The sequence below is a fragment of the Kribbella sp. genome, assembly GCF_035687465.1.
Taxonomy (GTDB): Bacteria; Actinomycetota; Actinomycetes; order Propionibacteriales; family Kribbellaceae; genus Kribbella.
Window position 1 is genome coordinate 1 of the sequence record NZ_DASRXP010000497.1, and the last position, 18,119, is coordinate 18,119.

Below are 18,119 nucleotides of genomic sequence, written 5' to 3' on the forward strand. Positions count from 1 at the left end.
AGGGCCTGGAGTGGGGCTGCGTCTTCATCGTCGGCGCCCACGAGGGCACGCTCCCGATCACCTATGCCCAGACGCCGGCCCAGGTCGAGGAGGAGCGGCGGCTGTTCTACGTCGGCGTGACGCGCGCGAAGGACCAGCTCTCGGTCAGCTGGTCCACCTCCCGTTCGCCGGGGGGACGCGGCCAGCGTGGCCCGACCAGGTTCCTCGACTCGCTCGGCGTGCGGACGTCCCGGGTCGCGGAGCAGGAGGCGGTACCGCGGACCGCCCGCACCTCCCGGTCGGACAAGCCGATCCCGAAGTGCCGGGTCTGCGGCCGCGGGCTGCTCGACCCGGGTGCCCGCAAGCTCGGACGCTGCGAGGACTGCCCGTCGTCGATGGACCAGAAGCTGTACGACGCGCTGTTCGAGTGGCGCGCCGAGCGGGCTGCCGCCGAGAACATGCCCGCCTTCGTCATCTTCACCGATGCGACGCTGACCGCGATCGCGGAGGCCTGCCCGACCGACGAACGGGCCCTGCTCCGGATCCCCGGGATCGGCCGGACCAAGCTCACGAAGTACGGCGAACCGGTGCTGAACATCTGCACCCGCTGACTCGGCGCTGCCCGATCGGGCAGCTCTTCGGGGCCTCGCGGAGGCAACTTCCGGCCAAGTGCAGAAACTGCCGTTAAATAGTTTGCGGGCCCGCGAGGACTCGGCGTACTGTTCTTTCTGCGGCCGAGTCATGGCCGAAAACTTCAAACCATAGCGATCGAGCTTGCCGCCCGCTTCGCCACAACGAGAGGAGGTGCCTTGGAGATGATGACGAACATGATCAAGCAGCCGTTCGGCGTAGTCGCGCGTCCGTGCGCCCCGATTCAGGGTGCCCCGTCGCGCCTGCACGGCACGACCGTTGTGCTCCTGGCCTCCAGCGCTGCCCCGATCCAGGGCGGAGCTGTCGGTGATGTGAAGTACGGCGGTCCGGGTTCTCGAGCATGGAGTCCACCGGTCTGACTCAAGAAGTCAGCCGGCACCTCCAAGGCCGCGGAACCCACCAAGGGTCCCGCGGCCCTTTTGTTTGTCCGACACAGTTTCGTCGGCCACCAACCGGTGGTCGTCGCCGACGACAAGAGATCAGCAGACAGTCACTCAGGAGGTGACCGGAATGAGCGTTAGCTTCCTCGATGCATTCACCGAGGTGGCCACCGCGCAGGACCTGCCCTGTCGGTCCTACGCACCAGAACTCTTCTTCGCCGAATCCCCGGCGGATGTGGAGTACGCCAAGTCTCTTTGCACCACCTGCCCGCTGAAGGCCGAGTGCCTGGCCGGAGCGCTCGAGCGCTCGGAGCCGTGGGGAGTGTGGGGAGGAGAACTGTTCGTCCAGGGTGTGGTGGTTCCGCGTAAGCGGCCCCGTGGGCGTCCACGCAAGTGCGACACCGTGACCGCAGCCTGACCCGACGACCGACCCGAATCCCGAATCGAGACCTCAAGTCATGAAGACCCAGATGTCACCCAGGAGAGTTGAAATGCATTTACTTCAAGAAGATCTTGCTCGTGCTCATTGTCGTAACAAACTGGACGACGCAGAGCAGTACCGGCGCTTCCACCTGGCGAGCCAGCTCGTCCGGGCCCAGAAGCAGGCCGAGCGGGCCACCCGGAAAGCGGAGAGGGCCAGCGCAAAGGCGCGCCTCACCCTTGCCCGGCTGGTCTGATCCACCCGGCACAGACTGAAGCGGCAGGAGCCGATCTCCGAAGCCCGCCCAAGTCCAGCTGAACCCCGAGGGGCGGCATCCACCCGGATGCCGCCCCTCGGCATGTCTTCAGGCCTGCTGCAGACTAGAGGCATGGTGAATCCGACCTGTGCGTTGTGTGGTCAGCAGGCCGAGGGGGAGGACCTTCCGCTCACCTGGGTGACCTCGGTCGAGAACGGGCGCAAGCTCGTGTACTGCGACCGCTGCGCGCGGGACAACGTTCGCAGCATCGAGGGAAAGCTCGACAGCGCCTGGTGGTGAGCGGGCTTACCGCACCGGGGCGAAGCCGGGCAGGAACTCCTCCAGGGTGGCCTTGAACGGCGCCTCCGCCTCCAGTTGGGACAGTACTGCGATCCCGCCGATCCAGACCCGATGGATCAGCAGGTACGACGGCGGCAGGTTGATCTTCAGCGCCATCGACGCGCTGGGCGAGCGGAAATCCCCGGTCCGGCTCGCCTGTTCCCGCATCCACGCCCGGCTGAACTGGAACGTGTCGGCCCGGGCCGGCTCCGCAAAGGGCGCCAGGTAGTCCATCAGCTGTTTCGGATCGATCTCCATCCGCGGCTTGATGAACCCTTCGGCCCGCAGACCCTCGACCACCGCGGCGCCATCGCCTTCCAGCGAGATCCGCAGCAGCCGGCCGATGGCGGGCGGCAGCCCGTCGGGAAGCCGCGCGCAGAGGCCGAAATCGACTACGCCGAGGCGTCCGTCAGCCATCACCCGGAAGTTGCCGGGATGGGGGTCTGAGTGCAGCAGCCCGGCGAGCCGGGGCCCGCTGAACATGAACCGGACGTACTTCAGGCCGATCTCGTCCCGCTCGGTCTGGGTGCCGTCGGCGATCACCCGCGACAGCGGCTTGCCCTCGATCCACTCGGACACGATGACCGAGGGGGAGTGCTTGATGACGCGGGGGACCACGAACTCGGGGTGGTCCCTGAAGGCGTCGGCGTACTGCTGCTGGGCCTGGGCCTCGCGGTCGTAGTCCAGTTCCTCGCCGATGCGTTCCTGCAACTCGGCGATCAGCGGCTTGGCGTCCAGCCCCGGGATCAGCGTGCCGAACGTCCGGGCGAACCGCCCTAGCTGGCGCAGGTCGGATCTGAGCGCCTCCGCGGCGCCTGGGTACTGCAGTTTGACCGCGACCTCGCGGCCGTCCTTGAGGATGCCTCGATGCACCTGGCCGATCGACGCGGCCGCGGCGGGCAGGTCGTCGAACTCCTCGAACCGGTCCCGCCAGCGCTTGCCCAGCTCCCGGACAAGGATCGTGTCCACGGTCGAGGCCGGCATCGGTGGTGCGGAGTCCTGCAGCTTGGTCAGAGTCGCCCGGTACGGCGCCGCGAGCTCCTCGGGCATCGCGGTCTCCATCAGGCTCAGCATCTGCCCGAACTTCATCGCGCCGCCCTTGAGCTCTCCCAGGACGGAGAACAGCTGGTCCGCGGTCCGGCGCTGGAACTCGGCCAGTACGGTCTCGGCCGGAGCACCACCGATCCGCTTGCCCAGACCGACCGTCGCGCGCCCGGCGACGCCGAGCGGCAGGCTGGCGAGCTTGGCGGTCCGGCTCAACGCCTTGCGGGGGAGGTCTGACACGGTCCTATTCTGTCGGGTCGCCCAAGCCGGAACGACACAGGGGCGGTGGTACGACCCGGGTGGGTCCCACCACCGCCCCTACGACTTGGTGCGTCAGGCCTTGCCGAGGATCCGGTTCAGGTTCGTACCGCACTCGGGGCACTTGGCCTTGGCCATGCGCGTGCCCTTGTCGTTGACCTTGACCTCGCCGTCGGCGGTGCGCTTGGCCTTGCACTTGACGCAGTAGAACTCGCCGCTCCAGGTCTCTGCCATGAGGGCCCTCTCCTTGCTCTGAATACCAGCCGGGGTGGTTGGCCCCTGGCCGTCGTGGATGCTAACGGCAGTGGTTCCTGCCGTAGGCCGTTCGGCCCAGTCGGGATTCACCCTACGGCAGGCTGGGCGCCGTTCAAGCGCGACTCCCGGTCCGGGCACCGCTGGGAAAACCCTTTCCCGGATTTGTTCCGTCACGGAACAAGCTCCCGGGAGTCCGCCTCCGGAACCACTCGGCTTCCCCTCCGAGCGGCCCCGGAGGCGGTCCGGGAGCTTGTTGGCATTGACGCTAGGAGGCGCCCGGCGTGCTGGCAAGACCCGGTTGTCCACGCCTGTGGATAACCCTGTGGGCAAGCTGTGGGGCACGCCGGGCGGCACTGTGGACGAGCGGGGGAACAGGATGTGAACAAACAACGATCAGGGTTTCCCGAAATGGCCTCTGACCTGCGGAAACGTTCGTGCACAGGGTGTGGACGGAAAAAAGTTGGGGGAATCGGGAGATACGGTTTGATCCATGGCCGACTCTCCACCGCGCCCGATCCCGCCGTACGTGGACATCCGCCGCAGCAAGCGGCGGAAGCGGACCGTCAGCGCCTACCGGGACGGCGAGCGGGTGGTCGTGCTGATGCCCGACCGGCTGTCCGCCGCGGAGGAGGCGCGCTGGGTCGAAACCATGCTCCAGCGCCTCGACAGGCAGCGCAGCCGGTCCCGCGTGTCGGACGATAAATTGTTGGCCAGAGCACACGAATTGGCGTGTCGTCACCTCCCTGAAGTGCCCGAACCTGCGTCTGTCCGGTGGGTTTCGAACCAGAATCGACGCTGGGGATCCTGTACTCCGGCGGACCGTTCGATCCGCCTGTCCGTCCGTCTGCAGACCATGCCGGCCTGGGTCGTCGACTACGTCCTGGTGCACGAGCTCGCTCACCTGGTGGAGCCGGCCCACAACGCTGCGTTCTGGAAACTGGTCCACCGCTACCCCAAATCCGAGCGCGCCGAGGGCTACCTCGAAGGCATCACCGCCGCCGCCAACCTCACCCTCGACGACTTCTGAGACCCGTACTGCGAGCCTGTCGCTGGGGCTTCTCGCAGGGGGTGGGTGGGGTTTTCGCCAGGGGCGGGGTGGGGCAGGCCCCAGGGAGGACTGGGTGGATTCCTGCATGGTGGTGCACCCCCGCCGGCCGGGAGGCTGAGACCCGTGACCAGCGAGGCGTCGGGCCGGGCTGGGAGGGTGCGCCGTGGGGGCGCAGAGGGGTAGGGAACCATGGCCAGGGGACAACTCACGGTCCGGGCGGCACGCTGGAGTGCCACCCATCCGTGGCGGGCGATCGGCATGTGGGTGATGGTCGTCGTCGCCTGCTTCGCGCTCGGGTCGATGACCGGCACCAAGGAGTCCGACAACGAGGGCGACATCGGCGAGGTGACCCGGGCCGACAACATCGTCAAGGCCGGCAACTTCGACGACCCGGACGTCGAGAGTGTGCTGATCACAGCGCCATCGGGGGCTCTCGACCAGGCCGAGGCGAACAAGGTTGCCGGGGTCGTGACGGAGCGGATGCGCGCCCTCGGTGGGGTCGCGGAGGTCGCCCGGCCGATCCTGTCGCCGGGCAAGGAGGCCCTGATCGTCAGGGTCACCCTGAAGGACGGCGACGACGAGGCCGACCGGGTGCAGCCGCTGCTCGACACCACCGCCAAGATCCAGCAGGAGCACCCGGGCCTGCGGATCGAGGAGGTCGGGAACGAGTCCATCGGCAAGGCGCTGGACGAGACACTGGGCAAGGATTTCCAGCGGGCCGAGATGTTCAGCCTGCCGGTGACGCTGGCGATCCTCTTGATCGCGTTCGGCGCACTCATCGCCGCTTCGGTGCCGCTGCTGCTCGCTCTGTCCTCGGTCGCCGCGGCCATCGGGCTCTCGGCGGCCGCCTCCCAACTGGTCCCCGCGGTCGACGCGGTGAACAGCGTGATCCTGCTGATCGGCATGGCGGTCGGAGTCGACTACTCGCTGTTCTATGTCCGCCGGGAACGCGAGGAGCGAGCCAAGGGCCGCGGTCACGTCGACGCGGTCGAGATCGCTGCCGCGACGTCGGGCCACGCGGTCGTCGTCTCCGGTATCGCGGTGATCATCTCGATGGCCGGGCTGTTCCTCGCCCGGGACGCGGTGTTCTCCTCGTTCGCGGTCGGCTCGATCATGGTCGTCGCCGTGGCGGTGGTCGGTTCGCTGACCGTGCTGCCGGCGGTGCTCGCCAAGCTCGGCCGCTGGGTGGACCGCCCGCGCATCCCGCTGCTGTGGCGCCTCACCGCGCGCAATGGTGAGCCCCGCTTCTGGCCGAAGGTGCTGAAACCGGCCCTGAAGCACCCGGTGGCCACCCTGCTCGTCTCTGTGATCGCATTACTCGCAGTGGCATCACCCGCACTCGGCATGACGCTGAAGTTCCCCGGTACCGAGGACCTTCCGCGAGACACGGCAGTCATGAAGGCGTACGACCGCCTCACCGCGGCTTTCCCGAGCACCGGCACGAGCCACGAGGTCGCAGTACGGGCTCCGGCGAATCAGCAGCCGGCAGTACAGGCTGCCCTGGCCGAGCTGGTCCAGCGGACGAAGAGCGACAACTTGTATGCGCAGGACGGGCTGGAGGAGCCGCGGGTCTCCAAGGACGGCACGGTCACCGTGCTCGAGGTCGCAAGTCCCCATGAAGGCGGCAGCGACGAGGCACGGGACTCCTTGACCAAGCTGCGCACAGAGCTGATGCCGCAGACCGTCGGCAAGGTGCCGGGCGTCGAGTATGCGGTCGGCGGGTTCGTGGCGGCCGATGTCGACTACGCGGCGCACACCCGGGCGAAGTTGCCGCTGGTGATCGGGTTCGTCCTGCTGCTGACGTTCATCGTGATGGTGGTGACGTTCAGGTCCGTGGTCGTCGCCGTCACGGCGATCCTGCTCAACCTGCTGAGCGCCGGTGCGGCGTACGGGGTCCTGACGGCGGTGTTCCAGAACACCTGGGCGGAGGGCATCCTCGACTTCCGGTCGAACGGTTCGGTCGTCTCCTGGCTGCCACTGTTCCTCTTCGTGGTGCTGTTCGGGCTGTCGATGGACTACCACGTGTTCGTGGTCAGCCGGATCCGCGAGTCCGTGCTCAAGGGAGTGCCGACCCGGCAGGCGGTCGCGGACGGGATCACCGGTTCGGCCGGTGTGGTGACGAGTGCGGCCGCGGTGATGATCGGGGTGTTCGCGGTCTTCGCGACGCTGAGCACGCTGGACATGAAGCAACTCGGAGTCGGTCTGGCCGTCGCCATCCTGATCGACGCGACCATCATCCGGGCGGTCGTCCTCCCCAGCGCGATGATCCTGCTGGGCGACGCCAACTGGTGGGCCCCCAAGTGGATCCGCGGCAAGCAGCCGAAGCACGCCGTCCCCACCACCGCCCCTGAGGAAGAGCGCGAACTGGCCCCCGTCGGTTAGCCCTCCGTACGACGCAACGTCCCGCCCGGGTGATCCCTGGGCGGGGCGTCCTGCTTGGAGCTGTGCGAAGGTTGCCGGATGAATGACCGTCGCGTCGTCGTCATGGTGGTTCCGGCGGCTGCCACGTGGGCTCCGCCGGGGCGTGAGCCAGGTGCCTGGCGGTTGGCGTTGGCCGAGGACACGTACGAAGTACTGGCGGCTCTTGACCGGGTCGATGTTGCCGTGGCCGTTGCCGGCGGGGATGAATCGGCCGTGGCGGAGGTCGCTGCACTCACCTGGCCAGGAACACCCGCGTACGGCGTTGACGCGGCCCGGCCGGTACTGGATGCCGTTGCTCAGGTGGGACCCGCAGCGGCCGTGGTAGCGGTCAGCCATGATGTGCCGGACCTGCCGGGGCTCCTGATCGGGAAGTTGTTCCGCGCACTGAGCTCGGCTGACATTGCGGTGACTCCTGCTGAGGACGGGACGCTCGCTGCCATCGGGGTGGGTCTACCGGTTGCTGACTGGGTCGCGGCGGCCTCGCCCGGCTTCGACACCCCACTGGCCGCGCTCGAGGAAGTGAAGCCCCGCAGGCACGCTGTCGCGATCGGTCCCGGCTGGCATCGGCTGCGCTCGGCGGCCGACCTGGCGCGGCTGGATCCGGGCCTCGAGGGCTGGGATGCGACCCGCTCGATTCTTCGAGGTGCCTGACCCGTCACCTTCTCCCCGCTGGCTCGTTTCACCAGGCAGCGGGGTACGGGGGAACTCACGGGGTAGCGGGGGACTCACGGGGAGCAAGTCACGGGGAGCATTGGGGCCGTCGTTGGCAACAGCCCTGCCGGTGCCGTTCAGGGGCGGTGAGATCGGCAGGGCACAGGGGAGGCAACGACGGCCCCACCGGCCCGTGAACCATCAGATGACCGGCCGGTACGCCCTCTTCACCAGGTCTTCGACCGTCTGGTCGATGCCGTCCGGCAACGCGTCGATCCCGAACCAGGCCAGCTCGTGCGACTCCTCGCTGACTACGAACTCCGTAGCGGCGCCGGCGGTCACCAAGTACTGAACGTCGAGGTGGAAGGCGCCTTTGCAGCCGCCGGCCAGCAGTTCATGACGCGACAGCTGTAGCGGATTGGGGTCGATCCGCAGACCACTCAGGCCGGACTCCTCGGTCGCCTCCCGCAACGCGGCGGCGGCGAGCGAGGTGTCGCCCGTCTCGCAGTGCCCGCCGAGTTGCAGCCAGCGGTTCACCGTCTTGTGCAGGGTCAGCAGCACCCTGGTCCCGGACGGATCCAGGACCAGGGCGGAGGCCGTCAGATGTTCTGGCCGGCAACTGCGCCACATCGCGTCCTCGTACTTCGCGAGATGGTTCAGGTAGTGCAGGCGCAGCTCCGCCTGGGCGGCGTCCGGCGGTTCCCAGTCGGTCAGAACCGCGGTCGCGTCGTCATGCAACGTCACTTGTTGGTGCCCGGTTGGTTGCCCTCGTCATCCTTCGGGTCGTCGTCATCAGTCAGGCTGGACTCGTCGGTCAAACTGGACTCATCAGTCAGGAAGTCGCTGATGTCGATGTCGGCCAGCTCGCCCGCGTGCTGGGCGAACCCGATCGGGTCGTCCAGGTCGGTGGCGGTCGGCAACAGATCCGGGTGCGACCACAGCTCGTCGCGCCCCTCGATCCCGCGCGCATCCCGTACTGCGGCCCACAGGTTCGCCGCATCCCTCAGACGACGTGGCCTGAGCTGGAGTCCGACGAGAGTGGCGAAGGTCTGCTCCGCGGGACCACCCGCGGCGCGGCGGCGCCGTACGGTCTCTGCGAGCTGGACGGCGGCGGGCATCCGGTCCTTGGTCGCCTCGCGGACGACGTCGTCGACCCAGCCCTCGACCAGGGCGAGCGCGGTCTCGAGGCGGACGAGTGCGGCCTTCTGCTGCTCGGAGTCCTCGGGCTCGAACAGGCCGTCCGCAAGGGCTGCCTGCATCGCCTCCGGGTTCTGCATGTCCACGTCGGCCATCGCGCGCTCGATCTTGCCGGTGTCGACCTCGATCCCCGCGGCGTAGTCGGCGACGTGGGCGAAGAGGTGCTGCCGTAGCCACGGCACCCCGGCGAACAGCCGCTGGTGCGCGCACTCGCGCAGAGCCAGGTACAGCCGGACGTCCTCGTCGGTCAGGCCGAGACCCTCGGCGAACTTCGCGACGTTGTCGGGGATCAGTACAGCCTGACCGGCAGGGCCGAGCGGCAGTCCGATGTCGGACGAGCTCACCACTTCGCCTGCCAGCTCGCCGAGTCCCTGCCCGACCTGGGCCCCGAAGATGGAGCCGCCGAGCTGGCGGAGCATGCCTGCCATCGGCCCGGCGAGCTGCTGCGCCTCGGCCGGCAGAGCACTGCCCATCGCGCCGGCCACGTGCTCGGCCACGGGGTCGACCACGGTCTGCCAGACCGGCAGGGTGTTCTCCACCCACTCGGCCCGGCTCCAGGCGGCAGAGGTGGCGGACGCCTCGGGCAACGTGGTCGCCTGGTCCAGCCAGTGCTCGGCCAGCCGCACCGCGTCGGCCACTCGCTGGTGGTCGGTCTGCGTGACGGACCGGTCTCCGGTGGCGGAGACGGTCTTACGGGCGATGTCCTTGGCCAGATCCCAGTTCACCGGTTTGCCGTCGGTCGAACCGCTGAGCAGCTGCTGGACCTGAGCGAAAATCGCGTTCAGGTCAGGGGCGCCGCCCGCGCCGGCCGCACCGGAGAACTGCTGGAACATGGCCTCGAACGGAGTTCCCTTGAACGGGTTGTCCGGTTCGTCGCTCATCGGAGTGGGCCTTCCTGTGCAGTGGGGCGTACAACTCCAACGTACTGGTTACCGCGTACCGTTCCTCCATCAGCGAACGCCCTTCCAGATTATTGGGCGCAGCTAGGTTCTCGGGCGCAGAGTTGAGGAATGGTTATGACAGAGGCGATCAGGCTGCTGGACATCCGTGAGTCCGTGCTGTCCAGCGACGAGGTGCTGGCCGCGATCTCCGATCCCGCGGCCGGCGGTACGGCGCTCTTCGTCGGCACCGTGCGCAACCACGACCACGACCGGCCCGTCGACGAGCTGAGCTACGAGGCCCATCCGGAGGCGCTGGAGCACCTGCGCAAGGTCGCCGAACGGATCTGCGAGGACCCGGCCGTGATCGCGCTCGCGGCCGTGCACCGGACCGGTCCGCTGGTGATCGGTGACGCCGCGGTGATCGTCGGTGTGGCCGCCGCGCACCGCGAGGTGGCCTTCACCGCGTGCCGGCGGCTGATCGACGATCTCAAGGCCGAGGTTCCGATTTGGAAACAGCAGTCCTTCACCGACGGTGCCAGCGAGTGGGTCGGTGCTTGTTGACACGTACGCTGGGGCGCATGAAGGTGACCGGATGAAGGTGCTGGCCTGGCTGGCGTTCCCGCTGGCAGCCACCGTCGCGGCCATGTGCTGGGCGGCCTGGCGCGGCCGGAGCCGTGGTCCGCGCCGGTCCGGTGGCGCCTTCGCCTCCGTCGAGGACTTCCGCAGGTTCAACGAGGCCCTCGCTGCACCCGGCCCCCGGGCCGTCCCCGAGCCGCGCGGGCGACTGCGCGGTCTCTTCCAGAAGCTCAAGATCGCAGGGCAGGGTTCGTGACTCGTCGTACCGCCACGTTGGTCACCTCGATCCTCGTGCTCGTCTTCTCTCTCGGTCTCGTCACCGTCTTCGCGGTGCCGTTCGTGTCGTTCAGCCCGGGCCCGGTGCGCGACACCCTCGGGGACACCAAGGGCAAGCCGGTGATCGAGGTCACCGGCCACCAGACCTACCCGACCACCGGTGTGCTCGACCTGACCACGGTGTCGGTGACCTCGCCGGACCGCGAACTCACCCTGCCGCAGGCGATGCGGAACTGGCTCGACCCGCACCACGACCTGTTCCCGCGCGACATCATCTATCCGCCGGACCAGAGCGCCGACGAGGTCGAGCAGCAGAACACCGCGGAGATGACCGGCTCGCAGGACAGCGCGGTCGCCGCGGCCCTGCAAGAGGCCGGCGTGCCGTACAACCCGATGGTGTCGTCGGTGTCGCCGGACAGCCCGGCCGACGGCCAACTCAAGGCCGGTGACGTGATCCTGAAGGTCGACGGAGTCGTGGCGAAGCTCGTCCCGCAGGTCGGCGATCTGGTCCGGAAGAACAAGGTCGGCGACGAGGTCACCTTCCTGGTCCGCCGCGGCGGCAAGGAACAGACCGTGGTTGTCAAGGCTGCGGCGGCGCCGGATGACCCGACCCGTCCGATGGTCGGCATCAACGTCGGTGTCTATTCCGCGGTGAAGGTGTCCATCAGCCTCGGCCAGGACATCGGCGGCCCGAGCGCCGGTACTGCGTTCGCGCTGGCCATCTACGACAAGTTGACCCCTGGGCCCTTGCTGGACGGCAAGCACATCGCCGGCACCGGCACCATCGACGCGCTCGGCCAGGTCGGCGCCATCGGCGGCATCCAGCAGAAGATCGCCGGCGCCAAGGAGGACGGGGCGACCGTGTTCCTGGTCCCGGGCCCGAACTGCGAGGCCGCCCTGCACTCCGGCGTGAAGGACATCCGCCTGGTGAAGATCACCACCCTGAACGAGGCGATCGGCGCACTGACAGCACTGGCCAGTGGAACTGGAGACGTCCCGGCATGTACCCCGTAGGTCCTGAAGGAACTCTGCCCCCCGATGCTCTGAGCCGTGCGGTGATCGAGATCGAGAAGCACGTCAGCGGCGCGGGCTGGGACCAGCCCGCGCAGCTGTTCGCACTGGTGCCGACCGAGGACCTGCTCCGGGCCGAACCCCAACTGGCCGCCGAGCTCGGCGCGGAGGATGCCTCGCAGCCGCTGACCCCGGTGGCCCAGGGCGAGCTTCCCGGTGGCGTCGACGACGAGCACCTGGCCGACGCGCTGGCACAGATCGAGTGGCCCGACGGCGTCAGTGGTTGCGCCCTGGCGGTCGAGCGGATCGTGTTGCCTGCCGCGGCCGAGGCAGGTCTGTCCGAGGCCGAGTCGGACGCGGAACTGGCCCGGATGGCCGGCAGCGATCCGCGTCGGCACGAGGTCCGGATGGTCGCCGCCGTCCTGCGCGAGGGCGACCGTTTCGGCGCCGTCCGGCTGCGCACACACGACGAGGATTCGGCGGTTCTCACGGGGAGCGACTTGGTCCCCACGCTTTGCCAAGTACTGTCTTTGACATTCGAACCCTCGGCCGCTGCCGCGTCAGCGAACGGTGGAGTCGAGGCTGAGAGTGACGACGAGGAGAAGCGATCATGAGCGACGGCGTCTATGACATGCCGGAGGAGCCGCGGCGGTCGCGGCGAACGCCCGGTCAGCGGCCCAAAGCCTTGCTGCCCACCATCGCCACCCTGATCGTGTTGCTGATCCTCTTCAGCGTCTTCACCGACCTGTGGACCCAGCGGCTCTGGTTCCGGTCGCTCGATCTGGGCTCGGTGTTCAGCACCGTGCTCGGCACCCGGGTGCTGCTCTTCTTCGTGGTCGGGCTGCTGATGGCCGCCGCGGTGGTGGCGAACGTGATCATCGCGTTCCGCACCCGTCCACGCGTCGCACTCGCCCCGTCGCCGAGCCCCGGCTTCGAGCGGTACGGCGAAATGCTGCAGCAGCGCGGCAAGATCGCCGTCGGCGTGCTGGGCGCCCTGATGCTGATCTTCGGCGGCTCGGCCGCCTCGGGGGAGTGGAAGGTCTTCCTGGCCTGGCGGAACCAGACCTCGTTCGGGATCAAGGACAAGCAGTTCAACCTGGACATCTCGTTCTTCGTCTTCGACTACCCGTGGCTGCGCGTCCTGCTCGGCTTCGGCTACTCGATCGTCCTGCTCTCCCTGGTCGCCGCGATCATCACCCACTACCTGTACGGCGGGTTCCGCCCGTCCGCGAAGGGCCAAAAAGCTTCCGGCTCCGCGCAGGTCCAGTTCTCGGTGCTGCTCGGGTTGCTCGTTCTGCTCAAGGCCTTCAGCTACTGGCTCGACCGGTACGGCTTGACCACCTCCGACAGTCGTCTCTTCACCGGTATCTCCTACACGGGCGACCATGCGGTCCTGCCCAGCAAGGAGATTCTGGCGGTCATAGCGGTGCTCTGTGCCGGCTTGTTCTTCGCGAACGTCGTGCGCAAGACCTGGCTGCTCCCAGGGGTCGGCACCGTGGTGCTGGTGCTGTCCGCGATCCTGCTCGGCGCGTTGTGGCCGGCGGCCCTTCAGCAGTTGCGCGTCCGCCCGAGCGAGCCGGTGAAGGAAGCGTCGTACATCACCAAGAACATTGAGGCGACCCGGCAGGCGTACGGGCTGGAGAACACCAAGGTCATCGACTACGCGGCAACGACGCAGGCGAAACCGCAGCAGTTGTCGTCCGATGCGGAGGTGCTGCCGGGGATCCGGCTGATCGACCCGAGCGTGGTCGGTCCGACCTTCGAGCAGTTGCAGCAGGTGCGCGGCTTCTACTCCTTCCCGACCGACCTCGACGTCGACCGCTACAAGATCGGCAACGAGGTCCGCGACACTGTGATCGCCGTTCGCGAGGTGCAGGTCGACCGGCTGCCGGCGGGCCAGCGCAACTGGAACAACGACCACACCGTGTACACCCACGGTTATGGTGTGGTCGCGGCCTACGGCAACCAGCGGGCCGAGGACGGGTCGCCGGTGTGGTCGGAGAAGGACCTGCCGCCGACCGGTGAGCTCGGTGACTACGAGCCGCGGATCTACTTCGGCGAGCAGTCCCCGGACTACTCGATCGTCGGAGCCCCCAAGGGCGCTCCCGCGGTCGAGCTGGACACCCCGGAGGGCAAGACCGGCGGTGACCCGACCCTGAACACGTACACCGGCAAGGGCGGCGTGGGACTCGACTCCTTCGGCAACCGGCTGCTCTACGCCACCAAGTTCCGGGACGCGAACATCCTGCTGTCCAGCCGGGTGAACAGCGACTCGAAGATCCTCTACGACCGCAACCCGCGCGAGCGGGTGGAGAAAGCCGCCCCGTGGCTGACCCCGGACGGCGACCCGTACCCGGCCGTCGTGGACGGTCAGGTGGTCTGGATCATCGACGGCTACACCACCACGGCCAACTACCCGTACTCGCAGAAGGTCGCCCTGGACGACAGCACCCGCGACACCACCACCGGTCGCGGCGCGATCGCCTCGCAGCCCAGCGAGGAGATCAACTACATCCGCAACTCGGTCAAGGCGGTCGTGAACGCCTACGACGGCTCGGTCGACCTGTACGCGTGGGACGACAGCGACCCGATCCTGAAGACCTGGATGAAGGCCTTCCCCGGCACGGTCAAGCCCAAGTCCGACATCTCGCCCGCCCTGATGTCGCACCTGCGCTACCCCGAGGACATCTTCAAGGTGCAGCGCGACCTGCTGGCCAAGTACCACGTGGTGGACCCCGGCACCTGGTACCAGAACAGCGACCTGTGGCGGGTGCCCGCCGACCCGACCGGCACCAGCACTGCTGACTCCACGGTACAAAAGCAGCCTCCGTTCTACTTGTCACTGCGGATGCCGGACCAGCCGGAGCCGAAGTTCTCCCTGACTTCTGTCTATGTGCCAAACGCGGAACGGGAGAACCTGACCGCCTTCATGGCCGTCGATGCCGAGGCATCCTCGCCGGACTACGGGCAGTTCCGGATCCTTCGATTGCCGGGCAACGTGCAGATACCTGGTCCAGGACAAGTCGCGAACAAGTTCCAGACCGACGATTCGATCCGTACAGCCTTGCTGCCGCTCAACCAGCCGAGCAGCGGTGCCCGTGCGCAGTACGGGAACCTGCTGACGTTGCCATTGGGCGGTGGTCTGCTCTACGTCCAGCCGGTGTACTCGGTCCGCACGAGTGGCGCAGGTAGTTATCCGGTCCTGCGCTACGTGCTGGTCGGCTTCGGTGATCGCGTCGCCTTCGGCTCGACCCTGCAGGAAGCCCTCGGCAAGGTCTTCAACGCCTCGGTCGACACCGGTGAGGATCCCGGCGGCGGAACCAAGCCACCGCCTACCCAGCCACCGGCCAACCAGACGATCAAGCAGGCGCTCACCGAGGCCCAAACGGCGTACGACGCGGCCCAGGCGGCTTTGAAGGCGGGCAACCTGGCCGAGTACCAGAACCAGGTCAACAAGATGAACGCCGCGGTCGAACGGGCCGCTACCGCCAGCAACGCGACGCCGACGCCGACTCCAACGCCGAGCGGAACGCCGTCGGGCAACCCGTCGTCCCCGCCGACAACTCCACCCTCGACCCCACCAAGCTCCCCGACCGGCTGATTCCGCTGACCGGCTGACACCAACTGGGAAGAGGGCAGGGCCGGCGCAGAGACTGGCTGGACCCCGGGCGGCGACACCGAGACGATCGGTGTCGCCGCCCGTTTTACTTGCCAGCGGCACCTACCGGCTTGTCGGCCCCATCACGGGTCAGACGGAGTCCTCCGGATGGAAGCCCGCTGCGGTGGTCAGCAGATCTTCCTGGCTGTAGCGGGCCCGGTCGATCGACACCTCGGCCGCGACCCCCGGGGAGACGAAGAAGAACGCCTGGCCGTCGGCCGCGTACCCGCCGTAGGTGCCGATCCGGAGCGGCGTCAGCTTCCACTCGGCCGGATCCTTCTCGTGGTATTCGGTCAGGAACTCGCGCAGGGTCTCCAGGTCGATCACCTGCTCACCCCGGATCGTCTTCATCGTCAGATCCACCTTGGTGGCTCCCTCAGGATCGGGCCCGGTCTCCCAGACCCTGCTGTGGAAGGCCACGTCCTCCCACTCGTACTCGAAGTCGCTCGGCGAACCGAGCCCGGCGGGCAGTTGGTCGATCGCGAATCCGTCCAAGGTGCACGTCCTCTGCTGAGTCGATGGAGGTTGACCGAACCAGACCCGGGAAGCCGTTCCCGCAGCCGACGCCGGTGTCGCCAGAGTTGTCAGGGCGGCTAGACCGAGCGCACATCCGGCCACGATACGACGAGTCACCAGGGCGATATGGGACGAGGTCATGCAAGTCATAGGGCTGCCTCCAGGGCGATTCGTCGAACGCCTGCTCTTGCTGCAGGCGTTTCTTTCCTGCCCTAGAAAGTGCACCGATCGTCAGCGTTTCCGCCGACGAGTTCCGAACCTGTGGACAAGCCGGTCAGTGCCCGATCATCCGATGCACCCGGTGAAAGGTCTGCGCGAAACCCAACCGCGGCCAGGCCCTGGACGACAACAGGTTCGTGACCCGCCAGTCCGTCACCACGGAGTCGTAGCCGACCTCGGCCGCCCAGGTCAGTACTGCCTCGCCGAGCGCCCTCCCGGCGCCGGCCCCGCGCGCCTCGGGCAGTACCGCCGCATAGGCGAGGAACCCGGCGTTGTCCGGCTGAGCCAACCCACTGTGTGCCTGGGACTTCTCCAACGAGCACCCGATCGACGAACCGATCACCTTGCCGTTGCGCTCGGCAACGAAGGTCGCGTACTCCCGGTCGTCGATCGCCTCCTCCCAGTCGGCCAGCGCCTCCTCCAGCGTCGGCACCTCCCCGGCCGAGAACACCGGCGACAATCCCTGATGCTGCGGCAGGACAAGATCCAGCTCAGCCAGTACTGCGATGTCGCCGCGCCCAGCACGTCGTACGGTCAGGTCGGACCGCGCAGCCGCTGGCTCGCTCGGCACAGCCCGTACTGCGTGCGCGTGCTGTGCCCCGAACCCCAAACGGAACCACGCATCGACCAGCTCCGGCAGATCCGGCACCAGCACGTACTGCGCTGTCGCACCGTCCGCCACCCACTTGCTTGCCGCATCCCCGTAAAGATCCCGAATAGTCTCTGGTTCCTTCACGGCCTGCCCGGCGCGTTCGACCCAGACGTTCGGCCCCCACACCGGCGACGGTTTAGGAGCCCCCAGCAAGTATCCGCTGAGCTCGTCACCGTCCAGCAGGACAGAACCAGAAGCACCTTCGGTCTCCCAAGCCGCAGTAACCTCGACCAGGGCGAGCTTCGGATCTTCGTACTCCGCCGGCAACAGGGGATGACGCTGCCGATGCAATGCGTGCCGCTCAGCGAGCAGTACAGCGGCAGCACGCAGATCGCCGCTCTCGAACGGCCGGATAGTGACGCGGGACATACCGGGACGGTACGCCCAGACCACCCCCGGCAGTACAGGTTTTCGCAGGTCAGCGGCACGCCGGGAACCGATTTGGTTGCACGGCCCCCATCCCCTAAACTAAAGACACAACAACGGCGCGGGGTGGAGCAGCTCGGTAGCTCGCTGGGCTCATAACCCAGAGGTCGCAGGTTCAAATCCTGCCCCCGCTACCAAAGAAGGCCTGGACCATACGGTCCAGGCCTTCGTTTTGTCATCAGGGCTCTGACCTGGGCGTCAGCCGCCCGAACCCGATCATGAGGAACACTGAGCCATGACCGACGCGCAGTGGATCACGGCGGATCAACTCGCCGGTGCCCTCACCGATAGCGGGCTGCCCGCCGGCGGAATCGTGATGGTCCACAGCCGGTTGTCGGCGTTTCCGTGGATCGTCGGCGGAGTCGAAGGAGTGATGCGAGGTCTCCTGAAAGCCTGTGGCACGGACGGAACGATCACGGCGTACGCCGGATGGGAGGACAACCCCTACCACCTGGCCAGCTGGCCCGAGGATCGACAAGCCGCCTATCGGACTGGCATGCCACCTTTCGATCCCGCCGTCTCCGAAGCCCGGCGCCGTTACGGTCGGCTCCCCGAACGCATCAGGACCTGGCCCGGCGCCCACCGCAGCGCCCACCCCGAGATGAATCTGGTCGCAGTCGGACCGCACGCTGACTGGCTCACTCACAGCAGCCTCGACGACGACCCCTGGGGACCCGGTTCGCCGCTCGTACGTCTGGTCGAGGCAAACGCGACGATCCTCCTGCTCGGCGCACCCCTGGACAGCCTCACGCTCATCCACCATGCCGAGCGCATCGCCACAGCCGAACCCAAACGATGGGTGTCCTACGAGATGCCCGTCAGCACAGGTGGCGGCACCGTCTGGCACCCGTTCCGGGCCATCGACACCTCACGTGGCGCCTTCGACTACGACGCGGTCACCAACGGAAGCAGCTACATCGAGGCGATCGCCCGGTCCGCTCTCTCCGCAGGAATCGGCCGACAGGCCCCAATCTTCGGCGCGCCCTGCCACCTGTTCCCCGCCC

General features: G+C 67.7%; 18 protein-coding genes, 1 tRNA gene and 1 pseudogene. 14 read left to right on the forward strand and 6 right to left on the reverse strand.

Features of this window, described 5'->3' with window-relative positions; all coding sequences use genetic code 11:
* From VFG33_RS26140 to VFG33_RS26155, 4 genes and pseudogenes are all read left to right on the forward strand, one after another.
* Positions 1-590: HRDC domain-containing protein (locus VFG33_RS26140; RefSeq protein ID WP_325055605.1), on the forward strand; the 590-nt coding region annotated here is incomplete at its 5' end.
* 550 nt (positions 591-1,140) lie between these two features.
* Positions 1,141-1,428, forward strand: a complete 288-nt coding sequence (locus VFG33_RS26145) for a WhiB family transcriptional regulator (protein WP_132193680.1) — start codon at positions 1,141-1,143, stop codon at positions 1,426-1,428.
* 13 nt (positions 1,429-1,441) lie between these two features.
* A pseudogene (locus tag VFG33_RS26150) lies at positions 1,442-1,687 on the forward strand (putative WhiB-interacting protein); the annotation flags it as partial.
* 132 nt (positions 1,688-1,819) lie between these two features.
* A complete protein-coding gene (locus VFG33_RS26155) occupies positions 1,820-1,987 on the forward strand; it encodes a hypothetical protein (protein WP_325055607.1) in 168 nt (55 codons plus the stop codon).
* Positions 1,988-1,993: 6 nt separating this feature from the next.
* Here the strand turns inward: VFG33_RS26155 and VFG33_RS26160 are convergent, their stop codons facing one another.
* Positions 1,994-3,310, reverse strand: a complete 1,317-nt coding sequence (locus tag VFG33_RS26160; RefSeq protein ID WP_325055608.1) for an ABC1 kinase family protein — start codon at positions 3,308-3,310, stop codon at positions 1,994-1,996.
* 93 nt (positions 3,311-3,403) lie between these two features.
* The gene (locus VFG33_RS26165) at positions 3,404-3,562 is read right to left on the reverse strand and encodes a DUF5679 domain-containing protein (RefSeq protein WP_012922897.1); all 159 of its coding nucleotides are present in this window, start codon (positions 3,560-3,562) and stop codon (positions 3,404-3,406) included.
* A gap of 511 nt (positions 3,563-4,073) precedes the next feature.
* Here VFG33_RS26165 and VFG33_RS26170 point away from each other — a divergent pair.
* The 3 genes from VFG33_RS26170 to VFG33_RS26180 all read left to right on the forward strand — a co-directional run bounded on the left by VFG33_RS26170 (position 4,074) and on the right by VFG33_RS26180 (position 7,703).
* A complete protein-coding gene (locus VFG33_RS26170) occupies positions 4,074-4,610 on the forward strand; it encodes a M48 family metallopeptidase (protein WP_325055609.1) in 537 nt (178 codons plus the stop codon).
* Between the two features lie 210 nt (positions 4,611-4,820).
* Positions 4,821-7,013, forward strand: coding sequence for an MMPL family transporter (locus VFG33_RS26175; protein ID WP_325055610.1), 2,193 nt, complete (start codon positions 4,821-4,823; stop codon positions 7,011-7,013).
* 78 nt (positions 7,014-7,091) lie between these two features.
* Entirely contained in the window at positions 7,092-7,703 is a 612-nt protein-coding gene (locus tag VFG33_RS26180) for a DUF2064 domain-containing protein (protein WP_325055611.1), read from the forward strand.
* A gap of 201 nt (positions 7,704-7,904) precedes the next feature.
* Here the strand turns inward: VFG33_RS26180 and VFG33_RS26185 are convergent, their stop codons facing one another.
* Positions 7,905-8,447, reverse strand: coding sequence for an NUDIX hydrolase (locus tag VFG33_RS26185; protein ID WP_325055612.1), 543 nt, complete (start codon positions 8,445-8,447; stop codon positions 7,905-7,907).
* On the reverse strand, positions 8,444-9,781 hold the full coding sequence (locus tag VFG33_RS26190) for a zinc-dependent metalloprotease (RefSeq protein WP_325055613.1): 1,338 nt from the start codon (positions 9,779-9,781) through the stop codon (positions 8,444-8,446). Before VFG33_RS26190 ends, VFG33_RS26185 begins: the two co-directional genes overlap by 4 nt.
* A gap of 135 nt (positions 9,782-9,916) precedes the next feature.
* Here VFG33_RS26190 and VFG33_RS26195 point away from each other — a divergent pair, with 135 nt between their 5' ends.
* From VFG33_RS26195 to VFG33_RS26215, 5 genes are read left to right on the forward strand one after another with little or no spacing between them, the layout of a single operon-like run.
* The gene (locus VFG33_RS26195) at positions 9,917-10,342 is read left to right on the forward strand and encodes a molybdenum cofactor biosynthesis protein MoaE (protein WP_325055614.1); all 426 of its coding nucleotides are present in this window, start codon (positions 9,917-9,919) and stop codon (positions 10,340-10,342) included.
* A 31-nt stretch (positions 10,343-10,373) separates the two neighbouring features.
* A complete protein-coding gene (locus VFG33_RS26200) occupies positions 10,374-10,613 on the forward strand; it encodes a hypothetical protein (protein WP_325055615.1) in 240 nt (79 codons plus the stop codon).
* The gene (locus tag VFG33_RS26205) at positions 10,610-11,647 is read left to right on the forward strand and encodes a YlbL family protein (protein WP_325055616.1); all 1,038 of its coding nucleotides are present in this window, start codon (positions 10,610-10,612) and stop codon (positions 11,645-11,647) included. Before VFG33_RS26200 ends, VFG33_RS26205 begins: the two co-directional genes overlap by 4 nt.
* A gap of 41 nt (positions 11,648-11,688) precedes the next feature.
* The gene (locus VFG33_RS26210; RefSeq protein ID WP_325055617.1) at positions 11,689-12,258 is read left to right on the forward strand and encodes a PPA1309 family protein; all 570 of its coding nucleotides are present in this window, start codon (positions 11,689-11,691) and stop codon (positions 12,256-12,258) included.
* Positions 12,255-15,245: a UPF0182 family membrane protein gene (locus VFG33_RS26215; RefSeq protein ID WP_325055618.1), complete on the forward strand. Its 2,991-nt coding sequence runs from the start codon at positions 12,255-12,257 to the stop codon at positions 15,243-15,245. The genes VFG33_RS26210 and VFG33_RS26215 overlap by 4 nt, the downstream gene beginning before the upstream one ends.
* A gap of 147 nt (positions 15,246-15,392) precedes the next feature.
* Here VFG33_RS26215 and VFG33_RS26220 read toward each other — a convergent pair whose 3' ends face one another.
* On the reverse strand, positions 15,393-15,797 hold the full coding sequence (locus VFG33_RS26220) for a hypothetical protein (RefSeq protein ID WP_325055619.1): 405 nt from the start codon (positions 15,795-15,797) through the stop codon (positions 15,393-15,395).
* Positions 15,798-16,092: 295 nt separating this feature from the next.
* Entirely contained in the window at positions 16,093-17,058 is a 966-nt protein-coding gene (locus tag VFG33_RS26225; protein ID WP_325055620.1) for a GNAT family N-acetyltransferase, read from the reverse strand.
* Positions 17,059-17,175: 117 nt separating this feature from the next.
* Here VFG33_RS26225 and VFG33_RS26230 point away from each other — a divergent pair.
* Together VFG33_RS26230 and VFG33_RS26235 are read left to right on the forward strand one after the other, a co-directional pair.
* Positions 17,176-17,252: transfer RNA gene (locus VFG33_RS26230), tRNA-Met, on the forward strand.
* Between the two features lie 98 nt (positions 17,253-17,350).
* The coding region (locus tag VFG33_RS26235; protein WP_325055621.1) for an AAC(3) family N-acetyltransferase at positions 17,351-18,119 on the forward strand (769 nt) is incomplete at its 3' end.

Coding starts and splice junctions, on each gene's coding strand:
- VFG33_RS26145 (WP_132193680.1), top strand. CDS start 1,141: ATGAGCGTTAGCTTCCTCGATGCATTCACCGAGGTGGCCACCGCGCAG.
- VFG33_RS26155 (WP_325055607.1), top strand. CDS start 1,820: ATGGTGAATCCGACCTGTGCGTTGTGTGGTCAGCAGGCCGAGGGGGAG.
- VFG33_RS26165 (WP_012922897.1), bottom strand. CDS start 3,562: ATGGCAGAGACCTGGAGCGGCGAGTTCTACTGCGTCAAGTGCAAGGCC.
- VFG33_RS26170 (WP_325055609.1), top strand. CDS start 4,074: ATGGCCGACTCTCCACCGCGCCCGATCCCGCCGTACGTGGACATCCGC.
- VFG33_RS26175 (WP_325055610.1), top strand. CDS start 4,821: ATGGCCAGGGGACAACTCACGGTCCGGGCGGCACGCTGGAGTGCCACC.
- VFG33_RS26180 (WP_325055611.1), top strand. CDS start 7,092: ATGAATGACCGTCGCGTCGTCGTCATGGTGGTTCCGGCGGCTGCCACG.
- VFG33_RS26190 (WP_325055613.1), bottom strand. CDS start 9,781: ATGAGCGACGAACCGGACAACCCGTTCAAGGGAACTCCGTTCGAGGCC.
- VFG33_RS26195 (WP_325055614.1), top strand. CDS start 9,917: ATGACAGAGGCGATCAGGCTGCTGGACATCCGTGAGTCCGTGCTGTCC.
- VFG33_RS26200 (WP_325055615.1), top strand. CDS start 10,374: ATGAAGGTGCTGGCCTGGCTGGCGTTCCCGCTGGCAGCCACCGTCGCG.
- VFG33_RS26215 (WP_325055618.1), top strand. CDS start 12,255: ATGAGCGACGGCGTCTATGACATGCCGGAGGAGCCGCGGCGGTCGCGG.
- VFG33_RS26225 (WP_325055620.1), bottom strand. CDS start 17,058: ATGTCCCGCGTCACTATCCGGCCGTTCGAGAGCGGCGATCTGCGTGCT.